Origin of the sequence: Pseudomonas sp. RA_35y_Pfl2_P32, assembly GCF_963970735.1 — a bacterium.
Classification (GTDB): Bacteria; Pseudomonadota; Gammaproteobacteria; order Pseudomonadales; family Pseudomonadaceae; genus Aquipseudomonas.
This window is the reverse complement of the sequence record NZ_CAXAQF010000345.1, coordinates 1-445: the sequence shown is the minus strand read 5'-3', so window position 1 is coordinate 445 and position 445 is coordinate 1. Positions and strand designations below refer to the sequence as shown.

The window sequence follows — 445 nt, the reverse complement described above, 5'->3', positions numbered from 1 at the left end:
AGGAAATGCAGGACAAGCTCGCGTCGGAAAATCCGGACGAGTGGAAATTCCTGCCCTATGGCCGCGATGAGAAATTGAAGCGTCCGTGGGTGAAGCCCGGCACGCCCGGCTTGCTCCACCGCATCGGCGGGATCGAGAAAGCGGTCGGCACCGGCAACCTCGATTATGGTGCCGAAAACCACCAGAAGATGACCGAAATCCGCCGCGACAAGGTTGCCAATATCGCGGTGCCGGACCAGATCGTGGAACTGGGCGAAACCTCGGGCAAGCTGGCGATCGTCGGCTGGGGCTCGACCTTCGGACCGATCCACCAGGCGGTGCGCCGCGCCCGCGCCAGGGGTTTGGATGTCGCCCACATCCATATCCGCCACATCTGGCCGATGCCTGCCAATCTGGGTGCTTTGCTAAAGGGTTATGAGCGGATCGTGGTTCCGGAAATGAACAC

1 protein-coding gene is annotated in these 445 nt (G+C 61.3%); it reads left to right on the top strand.

Annotated elements, in window-relative coordinates; translation table 11 throughout:
* Positions 1 to 445: hypothetical protein (locus tag AACY45_RS28625; protein WP_339548841.1), on the top strand; the 445-nt coding region annotated here is incomplete at both ends.